17 protein-coding genes are annotated in these 19,032 nt (G+C 54.0%); 6 read left to right on the top strand and 11 right to left on the bottom strand.

Annotation, left to right across the window (positions count from 1 at the left end; translation table 11 throughout):
* Positions 1-196: 196 nt before the first annotated feature.
* Positions 197-541 (top strand): YejG family protein, encoded by a 345-nt coding sequence (locus ACT3RT_RS02785; RefSeq protein ID WP_034791642.1) that lies wholly within the window; start codon positions 197-199, stop codon positions 539-541.
* An 11-nt stretch (positions 542-552) separates the two neighbouring features.
* On the opposite strand, the gene yejF is transcribed toward ACT3RT_RS02785, so the two are convergent.
* The 8 genes from yejF to ACT3RT_RS02745 all read right to left on the bottom strand — a co-directional run bounded on the left by yejF (position 553) and on the right by ACT3RT_RS02745 (position 10,854).
* A complete protein-coding gene (gene yejF, locus ACT3RT_RS02780) occupies positions 553-2,148 on the bottom strand; it encodes a microcin C ABC transporter ATP-binding protein YejF (protein ID WP_496202461.1) in 1,596 nt (531 codons plus the stop codon).
* Between the two features lies 1 nt (position 2,149).
* Positions 2,150-3,196: an ABC transporter permease gene (locus tag ACT3RT_RS02775; RefSeq protein ID WP_496199913.1), complete on the bottom strand. Its 1,047-nt coding sequence runs from the start codon at positions 3,194-3,196 to the stop codon at positions 2,150-2,152.
* Positions 3,196-4,290, bottom strand: coding sequence for a microcin C ABC transporter permease YejB (locus ACT3RT_RS02770; RefSeq protein ID WP_353502721.1), 1,095 nt, complete (start codon positions 4,288-4,290; stop codon positions 3,196-3,198). The genes ACT3RT_RS02775 and ACT3RT_RS02770 overlap by 1 nt, the downstream gene beginning before the upstream one ends.
* Before the next feature lie 9 nt (positions 4,291-4,299).
* Positions 4,300-6,108: an extracellular solute-binding protein gene (locus tag ACT3RT_RS02765; protein ID WP_496202460.1), complete on the bottom strand. Its 1,809-nt coding sequence runs from the start codon at positions 6,106-6,108 to the stop codon at positions 4,300-4,302.
* 204 nt (positions 6,109-6,312) lie between these two features.
* On the bottom strand, positions 6,313-7,896 hold the full coding sequence (locus ACT3RT_RS02760) for a cyclic di-GMP phosphodiesterase (RefSeq protein ID WP_496202459.1): 1,584 nt from the start codon (positions 7,894-7,896) through the stop codon (positions 6,313-6,315).
* 187 nt (positions 7,897-8,083) lie between these two features.
* Positions 8,084-8,668 (bottom strand): bifunctional murein DD-endopeptidase/murein LD-carboxypeptidase, encoded by a 585-nt coding sequence (mepS, locus tag ACT3RT_RS02755; RefSeq protein ID WP_034791636.1) that lies wholly within the window; start codon positions 8,666-8,668, stop codon positions 8,084-8,086.
* Between the two features lie 449 nt (positions 8,669-9,117).
* Positions 9,118-9,819: a phosphatase PAP2 family protein gene (locus ACT3RT_RS02750; RefSeq protein ID WP_353502718.1), complete on the bottom strand. Its 702-nt coding sequence runs from the start codon at positions 9,817-9,819 to the stop codon at positions 9,118-9,120.
* A gap of 60 nt (positions 9,820-9,879) precedes the next feature.
* Positions 9,880-10,854 carry a CobW family GTP-binding protein gene (locus tag ACT3RT_RS02745; protein ID WP_353502717.1) on the bottom strand — a complete coding sequence of 325 codons (975 nt, stop codon included), beginning with the start codon at positions 10,852-10,854 and terminating at the stop codon, positions 9,880-9,882.
* A 270-nt stretch (positions 10,855-11,124) separates the two neighbouring features.
* Between ACT3RT_RS02745 and ACT3RT_RS02740 the strand changes: the two genes are divergently transcribed.
* Together ACT3RT_RS02740 and ACT3RT_RS02735 are read left to right on the top strand one after the other, a co-directional pair.
* On the top strand, positions 11,125-11,433 hold the full coding sequence (locus ACT3RT_RS02740) for a YmdA family protein (RefSeq protein ID WP_353502716.1): 309 nt from the start codon (positions 11,125-11,127) through the stop codon (positions 11,431-11,433).
* A 223-nt stretch (positions 11,434-11,656) separates the two neighbouring features.
* Positions 11,657-12,397: an FCD domain-containing protein gene (locus ACT3RT_RS02735; RefSeq protein WP_353502715.1), complete on the top strand. Its 741-nt coding sequence runs from the start codon at positions 11,657-11,659 to the stop codon at positions 12,395-12,397.
* Between the two features lie 41 nt (positions 12,398-12,438).
* Here ACT3RT_RS02735 and ACT3RT_RS02730 read toward each other — a convergent pair whose 3' ends face one another.
* Positions 12,439-13,908 (bottom strand): mannitol dehydrogenase family protein, encoded by a 1,470-nt coding sequence (locus tag ACT3RT_RS02730; RefSeq protein WP_496202458.1) that lies wholly within the window; start codon positions 13,906-13,908, stop codon positions 12,439-12,441.
* Between the two features lie 279 nt (positions 13,909-14,187).
* The gene (gene yeiP / locus ACT3RT_RS02725) at positions 14,188-14,760 is read right to left on the bottom strand and encodes an elongation factor P-like protein YeiP (protein ID WP_034791630.1); all 573 of its coding nucleotides are present in this window, start codon (positions 14,758-14,760) and stop codon (positions 14,188-14,190) included.
* Positions 14,761-14,991: 231 nt separating this feature from the next.
* Between yeiP and ACT3RT_RS02720 the strand changes: the two genes are divergently transcribed.
* Positions 14,992-15,246: a YkgJ family cysteine cluster protein gene (locus ACT3RT_RS02720; protein ID WP_353502713.1), complete on the top strand. Its 255-nt coding sequence runs from the start codon at positions 14,992-14,994 to the stop codon at positions 15,244-15,246.
* A 21-nt stretch (positions 15,247-15,267) separates the two neighbouring features.
* Here the strand turns inward: ACT3RT_RS02720 and ACT3RT_RS02715 are convergent, their stop codons facing one another.
* Entirely contained in the window at positions 15,268-16,485 is a 1,218-nt protein-coding gene (locus tag ACT3RT_RS02715) for a sugar efflux transporter (protein WP_353502712.1), read from the bottom strand.
* Between the two features lie 469 nt (positions 16,486-16,954).
* Here ACT3RT_RS02715 and fruB point away from each other — a divergent pair, with 469 nt between their 5' ends.
* Together fruB and fruK are read left to right on the top strand one after the other, a co-directional pair.
* On the top strand, positions 16,955-18,085 hold the full coding sequence (gene fruB / locus ACT3RT_RS02710) for a fused PTS fructose transporter subunit IIA/HPr protein (RefSeq protein ID WP_396132459.1): 1,131 nt from the start codon (positions 16,955-16,957) through the stop codon (positions 18,083-18,085).
* Positions 18,082-19,020 (top strand): 1-phosphofructokinase, encoded by a 939-nt coding sequence (gene fruK / locus ACT3RT_RS02705; RefSeq protein ID WP_034791626.1) that lies wholly within the window; start codon positions 18,082-18,084, stop codon positions 19,018-19,020. Before fruB ends, fruK begins: the two co-directional genes overlap by 4 nt.
* The last annotated feature ends 12 nt before the right edge of the window (positions 19,021-19,032 follow it).

Genomic DNA, 19,032 nt, shown 5'->3' with positions numbered 1-19,032 from the left:
ACGAGATCTGGCTCGCAGAACGACCACGAGCTGGACATAAAATCATCAATTAGCCCACATTTTGTGTTCGTGACGTTACAATAATGTTAATTATTTTGTTGAATCGGCGAGCGCACTTTGAGTTCAAAGGCTATAACTTGCTATACACGCAGCGTTTGCGTGAATGAAGTAATGAGTGAATCATCTGGGGATCTTCGTGAATAATATCCAACTTTCGGTAGTACATCGTTTGCCGCAAAGTTACCGTTGGTTAACGGGTTTTGACGGCATCAAGGTTGAACCGATTCCGCTACCGGGTAGCGAAGAGGGCAGCAACCTGATTGGACTGAAGCTACTTAGCCACGAAGGCGAGGTGGCGTGGCAGGTTATGCACCATCTGACCGAATGCTTGCAGGAGATTCAGGTGGAAAGCTCTGTCGTCGAGTGCGACGGCCAGCCCTGCCTGTTTGTAAAACGCGACGATGAAAGCGCCACCCTCTGCCGACTGAAAAATACCGGCGCGGCTATCGCTGAAACTGTCTCCGCGCTTTACCCTTTCTGACTTTCCGCGCTTCAATCTTCTAAGGCCGACAGTGACAGCAACTCCTGCGTATAGGGGTGTGCTGGCGCACGGAAAATCGCCTCGCAATCTCCTTGTTCCACGACTTCCCCGTCCCGCAGCACGATCAGTTGGTGGCACAGCGAGCGCACCACCCGCAGGTCGTGGCTGATAAACAGATAAGACAGGCCGAGGCGCAGTTGCAGCTCGCTGAGAATGGCCAGAATTTGCGCCTGTACCGATTTATCCAGCGACGACGTTGGCTCATCAAGAATTAAGATTTCCGGCTCGAGCACCAGCGCGCGGGCGATAGCAATGCGCTGGCGCTGCCCGCCGGAGAACTCTGCCGGATAGCGATGACGCGTTTCGGCGTCCAGCCCCACCTCTTCCATCACCTTAATCACCCGCTGTTCACGCTGCCTGGCGTCGAGCTTGCCGTGGACCAACAGCCCTTCGGCGATAATCTGTTCCACGGTGAAGCGCGGGTTCAGCGCCGAGAAGGGGTCCTGAAACACCACCTGCATCCGGCTTCTAAAAGGCAACATCTGGCGGCGAGTAAACTGGTGCAGCGGCTCGCCGCCGAGCAGGATCTCGCCTTGCGAGCTGATGAGTCGCAACAGGGCCAGCCCTGTTGTGCTCTTGCCCGAACCGGATTCACCCACCACGCCAATACTTTCCCCACGGCGCAGGCTAAAACTCAGTTTATTCACCGCCTGCTTGCTGCTGACCGTGCGGCGCAGTAAGCCGCGTTTACGGGAAAAGGTCACGCTCAGGTCTTTGACTTCCAACAGAACCGGCTGGGTGCTATCCAGCGGCCGTGGACGACCCTGCGGCTCCGCTTGCAGCAGGCGCTGGGTGTAAGGGTGCTGCGGCTGGCTGAAGAGCAGGGCCCGCGGCTGGGTTTCCACCACCTTGCCGTGCTGCATCACCGCCACGTTATCCGCCAATTGGCGCACAATGTTTAAGTTATGGGTGATAAACAGCATCCCCATATTCAGCTCTTGCTTCAGTTCGTTGAGCAGTTTGAGGATCTGCGCCTGCACCGAGACGTCCAGCGCGGTGGTCGGCTCATCGGCGATCAGCAGCTTGGGCTGGGTGAGCACCGCCATGGCAATCATCACCCTCTGGCGTTCGCCGCCGGAAAGCTGGTGGGGGAAATCCCCTAAGCGAGATTTCGCCTGGCGGATCCCCACGCGGTCGAGACAGCTGATTATTTCGCCGCGCGCGGCTTCGCGGCCCATTCCCCGATGCAAAGAGAGCACTTCCGCCAGCTGCTTTTCAATATTGTGCAGAGGGTTCAGTGAAACCATCGGCTCCTGAAAAATCATCGCAATCTGGTTGCCGCGCACCTTGCGCAGAGTGCTTTCAGGAGCATTGAGCAGCGACTTGCCGGCAAACAGAATGTCTCCCTCGGGATAGGTCACGTTAGGCAGCAGGCGCAGCACCGACAGCGCGGTGACGCTTTTGCCCGAGCCGGACTCGCCAACCAGCGCCAGCGTTTCCCCTTGATCAACCTTCAGCGAAACTTGGCTTATCACCTGACGCGAGGTGTCGCCCAGCTCGAAGGCCGCGCTGAGGTTTTGAATATCTAATAAAGGAGAATGGCTCATATCAGCGGCCCTTGGTGGAGACTGGCTGCGGCTTTGACGATGGGTCAAAGGCATCGCGCACGGCTTCGCCGATAAAAATCAGCAGTGAAAGCAGCAGGGCCAGCGCAACAAAGGAGCTGATGCCAAGCCACGGGGCCTGCAAATTGTTCTTCCCGGCCAGCAGCAGATTACCCAGCGACGGCGACCCCGGCGGCAGGCCAAAGCCGAGGAAATCCAATGAGGTGAGGGTGGTTATCGAGCCGCAGAGGATAAAGGGCATATAAGTCAGCGTCGCCACCATGGCGTTCGGCAGCATGTGGCGCAGCATAATCATCCGGTCACTGACCCCCATCGCCTGCGCGGCGCGGATATAGTCGAAGTTGCGGGTGCGCAAAAACTCAGCGCGCACCACGCCAACCAGAATCATCCAGCCGGAAAGCACGCTAATTAGCAGCAGCCACCAGAAGTTCGGCTGCACCACGCTCGACAGCATGATGATTAAAAACAGGGTTGGCATCCCCGACCAGACTTCAATCAGCCGCTGGCCCAGCAGGTCAATGCGCCCGCCGTAGTAGCCCTGAGTCGCGCCCACTAACACGCCAATCAGCGAGGAGAGTACCGTCAGCGTGATACCGAAAAACAGCGAAATACGCAGGCCGTACAGTAGTTGCGCCAACACGTCATGGCCGTCGCCGTCGGTACCCAGCCAGTTGTCGGCAGAAGGCGGCGAAGGGAAAGTTTGATCGGTGGCGAAATTAATCGAGTTAAAGCTGTGGCGAATAGGCGCCCAGATTGCCCAGCCGTGTTTCTCGATTTGCCCAACCACAAAGGGGTCTTGGTAGTCGGTCGGGGTTTGCAGCTCGCCGCCAAAAGTGGTTTCGCTGTAATCAAACAAAAACGGCACCGTCAGCTGGCCCTGATAGCTCGCCAGCAGGGGTTTATCATTGGCAAGAATGTTAGAAAGTAGCGAAAGGATAAACAGCGTGAGGAAAATCCACAGCGACCAGTAGCCGCGTTTATTGGCGCGAAAACGCGCCCATCTCGCCTGATTCAGAGGGCTTAGCGTCATTATTGGCGGGCCTCAAAGTCGATGCGGGGGTCAACCAGCGTGTAAGTGATATCGCTAATAATGTTCAGCAACAGGCCGATGAGCGTGAAGATATACAGCGTGCCGAACATCACCGGGAAGTCGCGCGACACAATGGCGTCATAGCCCAGCAGGCCCAGCCCTTGCAGCGAGAACATCACTTCAATCAGCAGTGAGCCGGTAAAGAACATGCTGATAAAGGTGGCCGGGAACCCGGCGATCACCAGCAGCATGGCGTTGCGGAACACGTGGCGGTAAAGAATTTTCTTCTCACTCAGCCCCTTGGCCCGCGCCGTCACCACGTACTGCTTGCGGATCTCATCCATAAAGGAGTTTTTAGTCAGCATGGTGAGGGTGGCGAAACCGCCAATCACCGTCGCCAGCACCGGCAGCGTGATGTGCCAGAGGTAGTCGGTCACTTTGCCATACCACGGAAGCAGGTCGAAATTGGGCGAGGTCAGGCCGCGCAGCGGGAACCAGTCGAGGTAGCTGCCGCCGGTAAACAGCACGATCAGCAGAATGGCGAACAGGAAAGAGGGCACGGCGTAGCCAATGATGATCAGCGAACTGCTCCAATTATCAAAAGCCGTGCCGTTTTTCACCGCTTTGCGAATGCCCAGCGGAATCGACACCAGATAGATGATCAGCGTACTCCACAGGCCAAGGCTGACCGACACCGGCAAGCTGTCCCTGACCAACTGCATGACGCTGGAACCGCGAAACAGACTATCGCCGAAATCAAAGCGCACATAGCTCCACAGCATGTCGAAATAGCGCTCATGCAGCGGCTTGTCGAAGCCAAAACGGTGAGTAATTTCGGCGATGACTTCCGGGTCCAGCCCGCGCGCGCCGCGATACTGGCTGTCGCCTACTTGGCCCACGCCAGGCGAGGCTTTGCCGAGATCGCTGCCACCGCCGCTGCCGGGGATGCCACTGCTTTTACCCATTTGAATGGCGGCAATAGCCTGATCGACCGGGCCGCCGGGGGCGATTTGCACAATGAAGAAGTTGATGGTGATGATCGCCCACAGGGTGGGAATGATCAGCAGCAGGCGGCGCAGGATGTAGGATGTCACAGGCCCACCTTAGCGCCGCTCTGCCGGTAAACGGTTAGCGCGGTTAAAGTCATACCACCAAGTGTCCAGCTCCAGCCCATTCATCGGCTGAATGGATGGCATGGAGAATTTGTCCCAGTAGGCGTAGCGCTGGTGGTTGTTGTACCACATGGGGATCATATACATGTTCCACGTCAGTACGCGGTCCAGCGCGTGTCCCAGAGCCAGCAGGGCGTCCTGCTTGCCTTGGTTGGCGGCTATCTCGTCTGTCAGCTTATCGACCGCCGGGTCTTTCACGCCGGGGCGGTTATAACTTGAATCAATGTATTTGCTGTTCCAGATAATTTGCAGGTCAGGGCTGGGGTAGGGCATCGCGCTGTAAACGCTCGGTACCATGTCGAAATCCCGTTGGCGAATACGGCGAATAAACTGTGAATTATCGACTTCGCGCAGGGTCATTTTGATACCTAAACGCGCCAGATTATGCTGGAAGGGCAGGGCATACTGTGTATTCGCGCCGCCCGGCAGCAGCAATTCAAAGGTGAATGGCTTGCCGGTCTTGGCGTTAACCAACTGCTGGTTTCTGACTTCCCAGCCCGCCTGTTTTAACAGCTCAGTGGCTTTCAGCAGGTTGCTGCGGTCATTACCACTGCCGTCGGAGCTGGGTGGGTGATAAAGCTTGCTAAAGACCTCGTTGGGAATCTGCCCCTTCAGCGGAGCCAGCCACGCCAGCTCGGCGGAGTTAGGGTAGTTGCTGGCGCTGTACTCGGTATTTTGGAAATAGCTGTTAGCGCGCTGCCACGAGCCGAAGTAGAGCGCCTTATTCATCCATTCGAAATCAAAGGCCAGGGTTAGCGCCTCGCGCACCCGACGATCGCTAAACTGCGGGCGCTGAATATTGAAGGCCAGCCAGCGGGTGTCCTGCGCGGCCTGATTCTGGTCATCCTGCTTCACAATGTAGTTTTTGCTGAAGTTGGCGCCTTTATATTGCGTCGCCCAGTTCTTTGGCGAAGCCTCCATTCGGAAGTCGAAAGCGCCGGATTTAAAAGCTTCCAGCGCAATGCTGTCGTCGAGGTAGTAGTCGTAGCGAATGGTGTCGAAATTATAGCGCCCGCGGTTGACCGGCAAATTGGCCGCCCAGTAGTCCGGCACGCGGGAGTAGGTGACGAACTGTCCCAGTTTGTAATCACTGATGCGATAAGGGCCGCTGCTCAACGGCGGAGTAGAAAGCGGCTCGTTAAACTTATGCTTTTCCCAAAACTTCTGCGGCAGGATAGGCAAGCCGAGCAGGCCGAGCATCATATCTTTGTCTGGGCGCGGCAGGACGATACGCACCGTCAGGCGTGAAATGGCTTTCACCTCGGCGCCTTTGTACACCACGCGGAACTGCGGCACGCCCTCGGTCATAAATTTGCTGAAGGTGAACGCCACGTCGCTGGCGGTGATGGCGCTGCCGTCGTGGAAACGGGCGCGTGGGTTAATATCGACTTCGACCCAGCGGAAGTTACTGTCATAGCGCGCGGAGTCGGCAACCAGCGGATAATAGCTGCCGATTTCGTCGCTAGAGGTGGTAAACAGGCTGTCGTAAAGAGTGTCGCTGCGCACCGCCGGGTTGCCGCGCGAGGCGTAGCGGTTGAAATTGTCATAGGTGCCAATGGCCGCCAGGCGAATAGTGCCGCCTTTCGGCGCAGCCGGATTGACGTAATCGAAGTTGCTGAAGTTGGAAAAATATTTAGGTTCACCCAGAACGGAGAAGGCGTAGCTGTCCTGAATGACTTCGGCCTGAGCGCAAAGGCTCAGCGCGGAAAATAAAGCTGCTGTGATGAGTCGCGAAAACATCCTGCACGTCGCTCCTACTAAAAGGGGGGCGCTCCCGGCACCTCAGGTGCTCGGGATGTCTGCCGCTAAATTTGCTGATGGCAAACTGGTTGAAAATGCTACCAATAGCGTCTTTTTATCTTATTCCTGCTGTTTTACCACAGTATCAAACAGAGTCTAAGACAAAATGTACCATGGAGAGAAATCCTCAACCTTAAGAACCTTTTACTTTTCAGGGGAGAGCAATCCGCCGTTCACTTGGCGTGTGTAATCGATGATTTCATCCACCGGCAGTGGCTTGCTGTAGAGGTAGCCTTGAAGCAGGCTGACGCCGTGTTTACGCAGGTATTTGGCCTGTTGAACCGTTTCTACCCCTTCAGCGATAGTTTTCAGGTTTAACTCTTCGGTCAGTTTCAGCACGGTGTCCAGCACCGGGGCGATCAGGGTGTTTTGGTCGATAGACATCACAAAGCCGCGATCGATTTTCAGGTAATCCAGCGTGAATTTCTCCAGATAGATCAACGCGCTGTGGCCGGTTCCGAAGTCATCAATGGCGATTTCAATGCCTTGCTGACGCAGCCAGTTGAATTCCCGCATGGCGCTTTCGTTATCCACCATGCCGCGTTCAGTAATTTCAAACACCACCTGAAAATAGTCTTTTGGCATGGCGAACAGGAAGTCCATCACGTCATCGCGGAAGCTGCTTTTTTTCATGTGATGTGGCGAAATATTGATGCCGAATTTGGCTTTTGGCGGCATGACCTGCATCAGGCGATGGGCATCGGCGGCTGCCAGCTGCATCACGCGACGGGTCAACGCCTCGATCAATCCCTGCGACTCGGCAAAATTGATAAAGATGTCCGGTGGAATGCGCCCCTCCACCGGGTGATGCCAGCGCATCAGGGCTTCAATACCCGCCACTTTCAGGGTTTGGGTCTCCATAACCGGCTGATATTCCACAAAGAATTGGTTGTGCTTCAGGCCAAGCAGCACTTCGCGCTCCGGGCTGTGGCGGCTTATCAGGGTGAAATAGATCAGTGCGCCGACCATCAAACTCAGCAGCAGGCTAGCAAGCAGGGTAAAGCGAATGTTTTCACCCGTCAGCTGCGGCGCGTAGAGGCGCAGAGTGAAAGGATAGTCATCGATTTTGATTTCAGAATAGTGGCTATGGGGCAGATCTTTTACCGCCATCAGCGAGCTGCCGATGGAGGTCAGCGCCCGGTCACCGACTATCAGTGCAAAGCCGTGGTAGCCTTCGTCGGTTTGGGCAAACAGCATATAAGGAGAAAGCGTCAGCTCAATGGTGGCCAAAATGCCGCTGTCGCTGACGTCAGGGTTGCGATACCAGACGGCAATCACCGGCCGGTTTGGAATGAAACTGGTGCCTTGCTCAAGCTGAATATCCAGCGGCTTGCGCCAGTCGAGTCCGGAGAAAAAGTCTTGCACAGACAGAGACATTTCGCCGGTCGCCGACGAGCAGTAGACCCTGCCTTCACGGACCAGCAGGAAATCGCGAACCCCAAGGGTAAGGGCCGCGTCGCGGCTTAGCTGATCGGTTGCCATGTCACAGTTTTTCTCTGGCAACTGACTAAGGCGTTTCATGGTTGCGGTGAGATTTTGCAAATACGCTTTGCTGTACTCTACGGTGCGATCGCTGACTTGCTGTTGTTGCTGTTTATTTTTTATCGCAATGGTGTAGAGCGTTGCGGCAGAGAAAATGAAAAAGAGCAGGGTGGCGGCAAATAGGCTTCGAATAAGATAAGTACGTCTGGGTAAAACACTATGGGTGAGAGCCGAATTCAACCCCATTTTTTCAACCTTCACTCAGTATGTTGCGGAATTTAAAGTATAACGTAGAGAAATGATTAACTGTCATTAAATAAACTTCAAATATTTTTATAACGAAGCCTAATAAAATTAACAAAAAAAAACGCCATCCGGAGATGACGTTTTTTATAGTTCGCTTGGCTTGGGACAACAAGAGTTTATTTATACGTTAGCTATGTTCACCACTAACTAAAACTCGTCTTGCTTCACGGAAACGTTTATTCCAGTAAGTTTCGTTTAAGTTTGAAATCATCACACCGTTGCTGGTGGAAGCGTGAACAAACTGATCGTTACCTAAATAAATGCCTACATGGCGACCCGTAGAGCCTGCACGGAACAGAACCAGATCACCGGCACGTAATTTCGTGCGCTGGATTTTCTTGCCCTTTTCCTCTTGTTCATAAGTTGAACGAGGTAAGTCCATGCCGAATTGTTCGCGGAAGGTTACCTGAACGAAGGCTGAGCAATCGATACCACGCTTGCTGTCACCACCTAACCGATAACGAACGCCTTTCCAGTCAGCGTACTGATCCATGATTTTGGATTTTACGTTGACGCTGCGAACCATTGCTTCGAATTCATCCTGAGAGGCTTGCAGTAGAAGACCATCTTTGTCATTTACTGCACGCATATCAGTTTGCGCGTTTTCTGTATTCGAAGAATGTGTGCCACTACACGCGGAGAGAAGAATTGCCGCGCCAATTGCGGGTATCAGCCGCAGAACATATCTCATAAACGGTTGAGACTTGACCATTGTTGTTGTTATCCCTTGAAGTCCTTAACGATTTAATCGTTATAAATTGCCAAACGAAGCGAGACTACCTGCCGCAAACAGGAGCAGCAAACGCCTGACGAGGGAAATGTGCGTTACGACACACTTTTTCTTGGATCAAGCCATTTATGCCACATTTCTGTGCAAGCATTTTGGAGAGTACCGTAATGAATAAGGGATTGCGAGAGGTTTTGCGGGATTTTTTATATGAAATTGTGATGTAAAGTGATGTTAGCGTTAATGTAAAAAGAGATGAGCGTTATTTGTACGGCTTTGGCTCAAAAGCACAGCACAAGCGGGCTATGTAATAAAAATTCAATAAAGCTATGCCAGATAATGTCTAAACGAAAAGTTCGGCAGTGTGAGATTAACCTGCCGAACCATAATATTTATGAATAGATGTTAAAAAATATGCTTGGTCTAAAAATGGCTTATTTTGAACGCAACTTGGGTAATGTTCTGTCTAACCAACCTACCAATTTGTCGCTTGCCGGGGTCATCAACCACCAACTTGCTCCCACCAACACCACGGACAATGACCCTACTGCAATGTCGGTAAACCAGTGTGCGCCGATCATCAGGCGCGGCAGGGAGAAGATGACGGTGATCAGCAGCGCAACGCCAAAGGCCGTTTTACCCAAGTAGCGCAGCATAAAGCAGGTGAACACCAGTAGCATCATCCCGTGGTCGCCGGGGAAACTGTCGCCCGAAGAGTCTTTGGTCGGAATGCCGGTCAATTCGCTCACGCGGTTCACATCTGGGAAGCTCAGCGATGGGCTTTTATGACTGACGGGCAGTAAATGCCCCAGCTGGTTAAGCACCACGGCGGTCAGCAGCATGACGAAACCAATCAAAATCATCTGGCGGCGTCCGGCGGTATCCCTCTTTATATAGTAAGAAAAGTACAACAGGCCCATTGCCAGCAGTGAAATACCATCAAAAGCCCGGTTGTTGGTGATGGCTACCACGTGCAGGAAGGTCTGGTTAGTCGCCAAATGTTGGTTGAAATAGAAGAAAATCGACGAGTCGATAGGGAACCAGAAGCCGTGGTTCGCGGGCAGGTAATAAGATAAAAACAAAGCAATACCCAATACATTCAGTATCAGGATAGAGGGGATATTGCGACGCCACATAAGTAGGGACCTGTTAATTAGCGAATGTTAAGTAATATTGTGGGCGATACGGTAAGCCGCTTAACTTAAACGAATCTTCAACAAAGAAGATTGTAGTTCATTCCACTGGGTTTCATTGCGAGTAATTAGCTCAACTCTGCTGTCTAAGGGCGCCATCGGGCGAGTTTCAATATGCAAATCTTCTCCCTGACGGTTGACCACCAAGGTGCCTTCCTTAATACGCATGACGCCTTTCACTCGGTCTACCGGCGCCAGGCGCACCCAGTCGAGCAAACCTGTAGTGTCGAAAACCGTCTCTTGGTCGAAAATCCAGCCGCAGCTTGCATAGCCGTCAGCCTGATTTAACGCCCGCCGCCAGCGCTGATGGCCTGGCAGGCTGAGCGCCGCCAACCCTTTTTGTGCAGGGTGAGAGTGGTGGTGCGCGCCGTCGGGTAGCTGTACTTGGTTTAAACGCGGCTTGTCCAGCAGGCTAATATCAATCTCCCCCTGAGCAGCAATCACCACTTCACGGCCTGCGGCCCACTGGCCCTGCCACGCGCTAAGCGCTTGTTGGTCGTGCTCGCTATAAACGTCGGACTTGTTTGCCACGATGATGTCCGCTGCCGCCAGCTGATCGCGGAAATTCTCGTTTTCCACCGTGCGTTGGTCGCTGAGATTGCGCGCATCAAGCAGGCAGAGTGAAGCGTTGAGGGTCAGCCAGCTTTTGTACACCTCGGAACCTAGCAGCGACAAAATCTGCTTCGGATGGCCCAAGCCCGTGGGTTCGATCAGCAACCGGTCCGGTTTTGCCTGCTGCAATAGCATGTTCAGGCCTACCTGCATCGGCAGTCCGTTGACACAACACATGCAGCCGCCGGGGATCTCTTTCAGCACCGCGCCGCTGTCTGCCAACAGGCCGCCGTCGATGCCAATTTCACCAAATTCGTTAACCAATACCGCCCACTTTTCCCCCTCAGGTTTCTGAGCCAGCAAATGGCGAATGGTAGTGGTCTTTCCGCTACCCAAAAAGCCGGTGATCAGATTGGTTTTGGTCATCAAAAATCCCTTATTAAAGGCGTTGCGTTAACTATATGAAAATAAACGGTTTTGTTGGCATTACATGTCATGGGTCATTATTTGGAGTAATAAGATGCCGCCAGCTATCAAGAAAATCCAGTATTCCGCCGATGAAATAGAGGTGTAGAGCACGTTGTGCATAAGAAAATCTTGTAGGCAAAACCCTACTTATTTGTCAGATAAGTCTGTATTTTTATATTGGTTAAATTAATGTTTCACGTAAGTAAACTAACTGTAATTGAGGCACCCATGAACAAAATCATTGCGATCTTGTTTTTTGGATTTTGTACCTCAGGGATGACACAGGCAGCAGTAAGTTCTTCAGGGGGCACCATCCGTTTTTATGGCGCCATCGTTGAAGATGGATGTATGTTGAATACGTCCGCCAATAAAGTGGTCAGTGAATGCTACAGGGGCGGTAAAACCATCCAGCAGACCAACACTATCGATACTAAAAATCTTCCTAATTTTTCACTGCCGCACTCTATCGGGCAGGTTTCTACCCGTAATGTTAATAACAATCCTCATCTGGCTATCATGACCGTTAGTTACAACTAGCGGGCTAATACTCATGTCGACCAAGGAGGAAAGCGACCTGCTTGCCTCCTTTTCGGCCTGACCTATCCAGCTTTTGGTCAGCCCAATTTTGACCTCGTCAGCACTTCCCGCCCTTGATACTCGTTGCACTAATAACCCGGTGATATACTTTTCCCTATTCTATGGCGCTAAACGAATAATCCTCGTTTAATCTGCCAGACCAATTCTCCCTTGGAGTCATTCAATGCGGCTTTATCAGGACATCGGCGGCAAACTGCGTAGCGCCATTGCGGCAGGGGATTTTATGGCGGGCGACAGGCTGCCCCCAGAAAGAGAAATTGCCGAAAGCTTTGCCGTTAGCAGGAGCGTGGTGCGCGAAGCCCTGATCATGCTTGAGCTAGAAGGGGTGGTTGAAGTGCGTAAAGGCTCCGGCGTCTATGTGCTGACCCAGCAGCCGGAGCCGTCGGGGAAGTGGAGTACTTTTCAGGGGGATAGCGGATTTGGACCTTTTGAGCTGCTTCAGGCGCGACAGCTGGTGGAAAGCGAAGTCGCCGCCTTTGCCGCCACCCAGGCCACCAAGGCTGACATCTTAAAAATGCGCGATGCTATTGAGATGGAGCGGCAATTTATCGAGCAGGGCGTGGTGGATGAAACTGCCGATGAGCTGTTTCACAACCTGCTGGCACAGGCGTCTCAAAACAGCGTATTAGCCAATATGGTGGCGGAGCTGTGGCAGGTGCGCCATCGCAGCCCTATGTGGCACGGCATCCAGCAGCATGTGGGGAAAAACGATCATCATCAATGGCTGCAAGATCACCAAACAATCCTACAAGCAGTGCTGCGGCGCGATGCCAAAGCGGCAAAACAGGCGATGTGGCAGCATCTGGAAAATGTCAAAACGCTGCTGCTGGCGGTGTCGGACGCTGAAGATCCGGCTTTCGATGGTTATCTGTTTGAATCCACGCCCTCTCTGCTAAATGATTAACGGCTGCCCGAAAGCAGCCGTGTCAGCATCAATTCTGCATCTTAACCCACGTAATTGGCGACACTCTGCTTCGCGCCATGCCGCTGCAAGCTGGCGTAAGCCTGCTGAATGGCCTCCACGGCCTGTGCGTTTTTCGCCAGCGCGTCGCCAAACACGGAGTGGAGGGCCAGCAGGGCGCTGACTCGCGCTTCGCCGTCTTCACTCTCGCTGACAATTTTTGCCAGTTTGTCTGCCATCGGATCTTTGATTTCAATCGCCGCACCGGCGTCATCCACGCCGCCAACGTAACGCATCCAACCCGCAACCCCTATGGCTAACAGGCTGAAGTCGCCGCCGTTTTGCAGATGCCAACGCACGGAGTCGAGCATGCGCTGCGGCAGCTTCATGGTGCCGTCCATCGCAATCTGCCATGTCCGGTGTTTCAGCGACGGGTTGCTGTAACGGGCAATCAGGCTGTCGGCATAAGCTTCCAGATCAATGCCTTTGACGCTTAGCGTCGGCGCCTGTTCTTTCAGCATCAAATTGCGCGCTGCGCGCTTATAGTTAGGGTCTTCCATACATTCATTGATGTACTGATAACCCGCCAAATAGCCAAGATAGGCAAGGAAGGAGTGGCTGCCGTTCAGCATGCGCAGTTTCATCTGCTCGAAGGGCAGCACGTCGCTGACCAGCTGCGCGCCGACCTCTTCCCACGCCGGGCGGCCCGCCACAAAGTTATCTTCTACCACCCACTGGATGAATGGCTCACAGGCGATACCGCAAGGGTCAGCCACGCCGCCCAGCGCCTCGGTGATTTCGTCGAGGGCGTTTTCCGTGGCGGCAGGAACAATGCGGTCCACCATGGTGCTTGGGAAGGTGACATGGCTTTCAATCCACGCGGCTAGCTCGGCGGAGCGCGCCTGAGCCAGCCCCAGCACGGCATTTTTCACCACGTGACCATTTTCCGGGATGTTGTCGCAAGACAGCACGCTAAAGCCCGGCAAACCGTGCTGGTGGCGCAGCCGCAGGGCTTCGACCAGAATGCCCGGCGCTGTTGACGGCGTCTGTTCGCCAGTCAGGTCTTGCTGAATCTGCGGGTTGTCGAGATCCAGCTTGCCGCTGCCCGGCTCAATGCAGTAGCCCTTCTCCGTGATCGTCAGTGAGACAATGGCCACCTGAGGTTCAGCCAGTTTCTCCACCACGGCGTTAATGCCTTCGATCCGGCCATGCAGGGTTTCACACACCGCGCCGATCACGATGGCCTGATTACCTTCGGCCCCTTTTTCCAGCACGGTGAATAAGTTGTCCTGCTGGCGCAGCGCTTTAATCAGATTGTCGCGACCAAACAGGCTGACTTCACAAATCCCCCAATCACCACCTTGCTTATTCAGCACACGGTCAGTCATCAAAGCCTGATGGGCGCGATGGAAAGCCCCAAAGCCAATATGCACGATGCGGCTTTTCAGCTGGTCGCGATCGTATTGGGGAAGCTGGACTTGCGAAGGGAGGTGTTCCGTGGCGATTGTTTTCATGCATCACTCCAATGATAAGAATTAGATTAATTGGTCAGGCCAAAATAGGTCTTTTTCTTTAATGGCCTGCCAGGAGCGGTGATGCAGATGACAATGGGGCCATAAATCAGGACTTCGAGTGTAAAGTCATACGACAGAAATGAAAATTGGTTAGTCCAGATTCAGATAGAATCTGTGAAGTAGATCGAAAGTGGAATGAGTGCGGAATGAAACTCGAGTTTTTCAGGCATAAAAAAGAGCGCCGAGGCGCTCTTGATGTGCAGTCATATTCGCCGCTGATTAATCAGCACGGCCCATATAACGACGCTCTGCGATATGAATGCGGATTTTGTCGCCCTGGCTCAGATACTCGGGGACCTGAATGCTTAAACCGGTGCTCATGACCGCCGGTTTGTTGCGTGCGCTGGCTGACGCGCCTTTAATGCCTGGGGCGGTTTCGATGATTTCCAGATCCACGGTTTGTGGCAATTCCAGCGCCAGTAGTTGGCTGTCCAGCGTCAAGACCTGCATGCCCTGCAAACCTTCTTCCGGGATAAACAGCAGTTCGTCTTCGATCTGCGCCTTGTTGAAGGTGTAAGGCGTGAAATCTTCATCATCCATAAAGATGTATTCGTCGCCATCGACGTAAGAGAAGTTCACTTTACGGCGGGTCAGGGTGACGGTATCGAGAATGTCGTCGCCTTTAAAACGCTCTTCAACCTTGCCGCCGGTGCGCACGTCGGAGAAGCGCATTTTGTACAGGGTGCTGGCACCGCGCGCGCTTGGGCTTTGAACATCGATGTCTTTTACCAGCAGCAATTTACCGTCGTAGTTAACAACGAAGCCGCGTTTAATTTCGTTAGCACGTGCCATATAAATAACCTGTCATAAGGGGAGTTAAAAATATTTGGCGACACGTTACTCGCGCCGCCGATTTCAGGCAAGCAGATTACTCGTTATCCCGCACTTTGCCGCCGATTTAGCGCCATTTGTCGCATCATAAAGTCTAGCCATAAAGTGGTCACGGGAGAAAGATTTCGCTGGAGAGTGATAAGGGCGACTGTTATTGTCGCGCCTCAATTAACCCGCCAAACGGAGGCGCTAATGGATTGCCGTACCAATTGTGGCGCTTGCTGTATTGCGCCCTCGATTTCCAGCCCGATACCGGGGATGCCAAACGGCAAACCGGCCAACACGCGCTGCATCCATCTGGCGGACAATTTCCTCTGCGGCATTTTCACTTCGCCGCTGCGCCCCAAGGTCTGTGCCAGTCTGCAAGCCAGCCGCGAAATGTGTCATACCCATCGCGACGACGCCTTGATCTACCTCACTCGTCTGGAAGCGGATACCGCGCCTTAATTGACGGTAATGAATGCACCGTCATTCATTGATCGTGATTGTCGCTTCTACCGGTGTTTCATCGACATTTTTCACCCGCCAGATACAAAACACCGAGCCGACCACCATCGCGAAAGCTGCATAAAACACGGCGTGATAGCTCCAGAACTGGGCAATGACGCCCGCCAGCGACCCGGCCAAAATCCAGCCTGCGCGGGTTGAATTGGTGAACAGCGTGGTGGCCGCGCCCGCCTGACCCGGCATTAAATCCTGAAAGTAGAGCATGCCAATTCCCGCCAAAATGCCGATGAAAATGGCGTTCAGCAACTGTGAAACAATCAGCGCCATTGGGCTGGTGCTGAACAGCACGCTGGCGTAGAACACCACCCCCGCAATCACCGCGCAGCGCATCAGGAACTGTTTACCCAACTGGCGCGCCAGATAGCCGGCGATCAGCATGGTGGGAATTTCCAAACAAGCGGCGGTTCCCATCAAAATTCCCGCCAGTTTTTCCGGCAGGTGCAGCTCGTTCACCACGTAAAGCGGCATGTTGATCAGGTAAATACTGTTAGCGGCCCACATTAATGTGCAGGCGATAAAAAGCAGCAGGGTGTCGCGACGGTTGCGGCGAGGTGCTTCAATGGTGGCGGTGGTTTTGACCCGCGCTTTCGGCATGGACGGGAGGAACATCCAGACCATCAGGCCGCAGACCAGAAAGGCCAGCATCGCCGCGCTGTACATAAAGGTAAAGCCAAAGCCCATGGCTAACGCGAAGGCCAGCGGCGGGCCGACTACCCACGCCAGTGAAACCTGTGCGCGCAAAATCGAGCTAAACATCATCGCTTCGCGGCCGGTTTTTTCGGCGTGTTCGCGCGCTAGCGCAAATAACTGTGGGTTAGCGGTTGAGCCAAAGCTGGACAACAGCACCCCCACCAACAGCAGCACAAAGTAGCTGCGGTTAAAGGCAAAAAGCACGCAACCCAGTGCGCCCAAAATGCAGCAATAGAGGATCAGCGTTTTGCGGTCCCCGCGTTTGTCTGACCAACTGGCTAAAAGCTGGCTGACGAAAATGCCAATCACCGCGCTGCCGGTAAAGAAGATCCCCACCATAAAGGGGCTGACATGCACTTCGCTGGTCAGAAAGAGACTGAGCGTCGGAGTTTGCAGTGCGCCCGCGATCCCGGTTAAGAAGGCAACGATCAAAAAGGCCGTTGACGTGATGTCGGGGAGGCGGCGAGCTGTGGCGGTAGATGTCGACATTTTTAGGGGAAAATCCGTCTAGGAGAGTAATAAATTCGCGCGAATGTTACGCCTGTTTAAAAAAAACAAAAACCGGTTTTAATCAGTAAAAAGGTAAACAGCAGTGTATTTGCCATACTGAATAATAAAACCGCACTTTGTGGTAAAAAACGCCGCGCCGTGGAATCGGTTTTCGCCTCTCTCTTGGCCGTTAAGGTCAGCTTAAAGCCACTTCAGGAGCACTTCAGGAGCACTTCAGCACAGCTTCAGCTTTTAGCTTTTCGTGGGTAGAAAATGGGCCTCTGACGGGCAAAATGTGCGTGGCATCAAAAAAATGTTACGCCAATTCAGGGAATGCTTGCTTTAAAAATCGCCCAGAATGAGACTGCTTGAAACGTTTCAGCGTTGTCCGATTACCTGTTTCATCTGGCAGCGCTCCTTTTTTCTCAATGAAGCTGAAACGATTCAAATTCAGCAGGAGAGGAGAATTATGTTCCAGTTGTCACAGCAAGATATTCATCTCGGGGCGTCAGCCAGCGATAAGCAAGAGGCGATCCGCCAGGTTGCCGCTGCGCTGACCCAGGCCGGGCGCGTCAGCGAAGGCTACGTCGATGGCATGTTGCAGCGCGAGTTGCAGACCTCTACCTATCTGGGTAACGGCATTGCTATCCCGCACGGCACCACCGATACCCGCGACTTGGTGCTCAACACCGGCGTTCAGGTTTACCAGTTCCCGCAGGGTATTGCGTGGGGAGAGGGGCAGACCGCCTTTGTGGTGATTGGCATCGCGGCCCGCTCTGACGAGCACCTCAGCCTGTTGCGCCAGCTGACTCACGTATTAAGTGATGACAGCGTGGCCGAACGCATGGCGAAAACCGACTCTGCTGAAGAGCTGCGCAGCCTGCTGATGGGCGAGAAAAACGCCGCTGAATTCCACTTCGACACCCAGCTTATCGCCCTCGACGTCGCCGCCGACAACCTGATGACCCTTCAGGCACTGAATGCCGGTCGTTTGCAGCAGATTGGCGCGGCGGACACCGCGTTCGTCAGCGACGTTATCAGCCGCAAGCCGCTCAATCTCGGCCAAGGCATCTGGCTGAGTGACAGCACCGAAGGCAATCTGCAAAGCGCCGCGACCTTCAGCCGGGCCGCCAAAGCCTTTGAGCATGAAGGCGAAACCGTGGCCGCGCTGTTGACCATCGCCGTGGCCGACGACCAGCCGTTAACCGTCCTTAACTACCTTAGTGACCTGTTGATCAGCCAAAAAGCTGAACGCTTGCTGACGGCGGACGCCGTGGGCGTGCTGGCCTTGCTGACCAGCGAGGTGGAAGAGCAAACCAACCTGCTGACGGCAGAGTTCGTGGTGCGAAATGAACACGGTTTACACGCCCGTCCGGGCACCGCGCTGGTTAACGTAATCAAGCAGTTCACCAGTGAAATCACCGTGACCAATCTCGATGGCAGCGGTAAACCTGCCAACGGCCGCAGCCTGATGAAAGTCGTGGCGCTGGGCGTGAAAAAAGGACATCACCTGCGCTTCACCGCTAAGGGCGAAGATGCAGAACTGGCACTGAAAACCATCGGCGAGGCTATTGCCGCGGGTCTTGGGGAGGGAGCATGAGTCGCAGAGTTGCCACAATTACCTTAAATCCGGCTTACGATTTAGTCGGCTACTGCCCTGAAATTGAACGGGGTGAAGTGAATCTGGTGCAAACCGCCGGGCTGCACGCTGCCGGTAAAGGCATTAACGTTGCCAAGGTTCTGAAAGACTTAGGCATTGATGTCACCGTGGGCGGTTTCCTCGGCAAAGACAATCAGGACGGCTTTCAGCACCTGTTCAGCGACCTTGGCATTGCCAACCGTTTTCAGGTGGTCTCCGGCCGTACCCGCATCAACGTCAAACTGACCGAGAAAGATGGCGAAGTCAGCGACTTTAACTTCTCCGGTTTTAACGTCACGCCGCAGGACTGGGAGCGTTTCGTCACCGATTCCCTCTCATGGCTCGGCCAGTTCGACATGGTGGCCGTCTGTGGCAGCCTGCCGACCGGCGTTGACCCGGAAGCCTTTACCGACTGGATGACGCGCCTGCGCAGCCAGTGCCCGTGCATCATCTTCGATAGCAGCCGCGAAGCGCTGGTCGCCGGTTTGAAAGCCGCACCTTGGCTGGTGAAGCCTAATCGCCGCGAATTAGAAATTTGGGCCGGACGCAAGTTGCCTGAATTGAGCGACGTGGTTGAAGCCGCGCACGCCTTGCGCGACCAGGGGATCGCCCACGTGGTGATTTCGCTGGGTGCCGAAGGGGCGCTGTGGGTTAACGCGTCTGGCGCATGGATTGCCAAACCGCCGGCTTGTGAAGTGGTCAGCACCGTGGGTGCCGGCGACTCCATGGTGGGCGGCCTGATTTACGGCCTGCTGATGCGTGAATCAAGTGAACATACCTTACGACTCGCCACCGCCGTGGCTGCTTTGGCAGTAAGCCAGAGTAACGTCGGCGTCACCGATCGCCCGCAGTTGGCAGCGATGATGGCCCGTGTTGATCTGAAACCTTTTAATTGACCGCAGGAGGCA

Origin of the sequence: Ewingella sp. AOP9-I1-14, from assembly GCF_052375995.1 — a bacterium.
Classification (GTDB): domain Bacteria; phylum Pseudomonadota; class Gammaproteobacteria; order Enterobacterales; family Enterobacteriaceae; genus Ewingella; species Ewingella allii.
The sequence above is the reverse complement of the archived record's forward strand: the minus strand, read 5'-3'. Positions and strand labels throughout refer to the sequence as shown.